Origin of the sequence: Nocardiopsis listeri (assembly GCF_020741345.1) — a bacterium.
GTDB classification, from domain to species: domain Bacteria; phylum Actinomycetota; class Actinomycetes; order Streptosporangiales; family Streptosporangiaceae; genus Nocardiopsis; species Nocardiopsis listeri_A.
Genome location: NZ_DYZD01000391.1, coordinates 1 through 3271, shown reverse-complemented (window position 1 = coordinate 3271; position 3271 = coordinate 1). Strand labels below are relative to the sequence as shown.

2 protein-coding genes are annotated in these 3271 nt (G+C 68.8%); both read left to right on the top strand.

Going from position 1 to position 3271, the window contains the following annotated elements; translation table 11 throughout:
- Positions 1–104: 104 nt before the first annotated feature.
- A complete protein-coding gene (locus tag K8V84_RS21125; protein WP_304077737.1) occupies positions 105–773 on the top strand; it encodes a hypothetical protein in 669 nt (222 codons plus the stop codon).
- A gap of 506 nt (positions 774–1279) precedes the next feature.
- Entirely contained in the window at positions 1280–2947 is a 1668-nt protein-coding gene (locus tag K8V84_RS21120) for an LCP family protein (RefSeq protein ID WP_304077734.1), read from the top strand.
- The last annotated feature ends 324 nt before the right edge of the window (positions 2948–3271 follow it).

Genomic DNA, 3271 nt, shown 5'->3' with positions numbered 1-3271 from the left:
GTACCGAACTACCGAATAGTCACGCACCCGAGTACCTCCCCGCACGCCCCCACCTCCGCGACCCTGCCCCGTGCGGCCCCTGTCCGGAAAGGCCTCCCGTGGACATCTTCGAAAACACCGCCGTGCTCGTCTTGTTGGGCGCCGGCATCAGCCTGGTCACCAGCGCCGTCGTCACGGCCCTGCACGCCAGACAGATCCGCCGGGCCGAGCTCCGGTCCGGCACGCGCAGCTCCGCCCGCAGCCTCACCAGCGCGTTCATCGCCGAACGTGACGGCAACGGCGACAAAATCGAGTTCCTGCGCGACGCCGAGCTGACCGTCATGTCGATGACCGACCGCAAGACGCGCGAACGGCTCACCGCCGTGGTCCGACTGCTGCGCGAACACGAACTGCCAGAGGTCGAACAGCTCAGCGGTGTCGGCTCCGGCACCGCCAAGCGGGTCCTGTGCGACCACGCCCTGGACGTCCTCGGTGCCCACCTGCGAGCGGAGCGTCTCCCGGAGGTCCCCTCCGCGATGCGCAAGATGCTGAGCGTGGAGGAGGAGGCCCTGAGCATCCACTCCGGAGAGATGCCCAAGCCCGCGGCACCGATCGAGAAGAGCTCGGTCACCGCGCGTCCTCGGCACACCGGCAGCACCCCCGCCAAGAGCACCACGGCCCGCAAGACGACCACCAAGACGACCAAGGGTGGCGCCAAGCCGTCCGGCAAGACCGGCGGCCGCACCTCCACGCCGGCGAGCACGGAGAAGGAGAGCGCGTTCTGGGACGACTGACTCCCGGTTCGTGACCGGGCGCGCCGCTCCGTGTGCCCCGATCGGGAGCATTCTCCAGACGGTGCCGGATCATTGCGCGCACGTCCGCCGGGACGCTCCGAACCGATCTTCCCGCGGCGGGTCAGAAGTGATTCTTGCGCCCGCGCGTGAGAAAGTCGGGCGGGAAAGCCTCCGTGGACTTCCATCCGACGAAGGAATTGTGCGGCGCAATTGTGGTCAGGAACCGCGCGCGTGGACAACCCGAACGCGCACTCTTCGAGAACTTCACCTAGGATCACTGCCACGCGCGGGTTCTGGTGTCTTAGTCACCCCCTGCCCATCGGTGCCCCAACACCTTCCACAGGTGACGCAACTTCCCTCGATGACTTTTCGGCTCGGATTCCGGACAGCCCGCGCGCATCCCCCGCGCGACCTCCGCCATTCCTCGGATGCGGACGCGAGACCCACTCGGGTCGGTGTCCGTCCGTTGGCACGTCCAGCCGTCCGAACTCACCGAGATTGTCACGATGCCCGCTGACGAGAACTCCGCCGATTCCGGCGCGGACCAGACACCAGACGAGATCCCGAAGAACGACCCCGTGTCCGAGGACCGGGAGAACTCCGAGGAACAAGAGAGTCCCGGGGAAACCGGGACCGTCGCCGACGAGCCTCGTGCCGAGGATCCGAACGATGAACCGGACGAAGCGCCGGGCGAGGACACGGGCGAAGAGTCGGCACCGGACGGTGTGAGTGCTCCTGATGGTGCGAGCGCCCCGGCACCCGTCGGCATCGACGTCGACAAGCCCGTGACGACCACGGATGAGTCCGACGGGGACGCTCGGCAGGACCGGGCCGAGGGCGACACCGCTCCGAACGACGAGGGCGAAGAGAGCGCAGAGGCGGCACCGGCCGAAGACACCGAGGAAGTGACCGGTGAGGGGTCGGCGGCCGCGGTGACCGCGGCCGTGACCACCGCCACGGCCACCGGTCCGGCCGGGGGGAAGGGGCGGCGCCGTCTTCGCCGCGTCGTCCTGTGGACCGCCGCCTCGGTCGCGGCCCTGATGTGCCTGGGCGCCGCAACCGCCTACGGCTACTACTACTCACTGCGTTCGGAGATGACGCACCACGACATCGGTTCGGTGCTCAGCGAAGGGGACCGTCCGGACAAGATCAGCGACGCGGTCAACATCCTCTTCATCGGATCCGACGGATACGAGGAGGACAGCCCCGCCTACACGGAGGAGTTCGAGGGCGAACGCTCCGACTCCCTGATGCTCGCGCACATCTCGCCGGACAAGCGCGTCTCGGTGATCAGCTTCCCGCGCGACTCCCTGGTTCAGCTTCCCGATTGCGACGCCTACGCCAAGACCGAGGGCACCTACGGCTACTTCGGCATGATCAACGCCGCGATGTACCACGGTGGCCCGCCCTGTGTCGTTCGGACCATCGAGTCGCTCACCGACATCCGGGTCGACCACTTCGTCCACCTGAGCTTCGCGAGCTTCCGGGACGTCGTGGACGCCATCGGCGGGGTCGACATGTGCATCCCCGAACCCATGCGGGACGAACGGTCCAAGCTCGACCTCCAAGCCGGTCAGCAGACCCTCGGCGGGGAAGAGGCCTTGTCCTTCGTCCGGGCCCGCTACGACATCGGCGACGGCGGGGACATCGGCCGCATCGACCGACAACAGATGTTCATGGCGGCTCTCGCCGACCAGGTGACCAGCAGCGACGTACTGACCAGCCCGCGCAGGCTCAACGGGGTCCTGCAGGCGGTGGCACAGCACAGCGCCACCGACCAGGAACTCTCACTCGATCGCATGTTGTCCATCGCGGTCACCATGACCGACGTGGACCTGTCCGACATCGAGTTCCACACCGTGCCCTGGTACCAGGCTCCGTACGACCCCAACCGGGTGATGTGGCACCAGGAGGACGCCGACGAGCTGTTCCGGGCCGTGCGCGAGGACCGTCCTCTGCCCGAACTGCTCGCCGCCGACGACGCGTCGGCCCCGCAGGAACCACCGATGTCCTCTCCGACCCCGGTGGACCGGTCGGTCGTGGAGAACGGCGAGGCCCCGGACGAAGAGGATGTGGAGGAATCGCCGTCCGCCCGCCCGGGTGAGGGGCGCGACGCCACCTCCAACCCGTGCCAGGACGGGCTCGGGTTCGGTACCGGCGAGGACGACTGGTAGCGGTCACACGGATCGACGTCGACGTGGAGGGCTCCGCCGTGAACGGCGGGGCCCTTCGGCGTTCACGGGGCGGGCAAGGTCGCCGGATCCGAAGGGGACCGATACGCGGTAAGGGAACGGGGCGCCGGGGTCTCCCCCGACGCCCCGATCGCTCTCGGAACCCCTGTGTCGTCCTTCCCGGGCCGGAGCGGGCGGGCCGGGTGAGGACTCGGTGCGGCCCCGGCTTTCCCACCCGGGGCCGCACCGTGCACCTCGGGCGACGAGATCCGCCCCGTGCCGCCGGCGAACACCGGAGAACCCCCACAGTTCCGTCCGGCGCCCCAC

What these genes read in the sequence shown, in the direction of transcription:
- K8V84_RS21120 (WP_304077734.1), top strand. Translation starts at nt 1,280, where the DNA reads ATGCCCGCTGACGAGAACTCCGCCGATTCCGGCGCGGACCAGACACCA.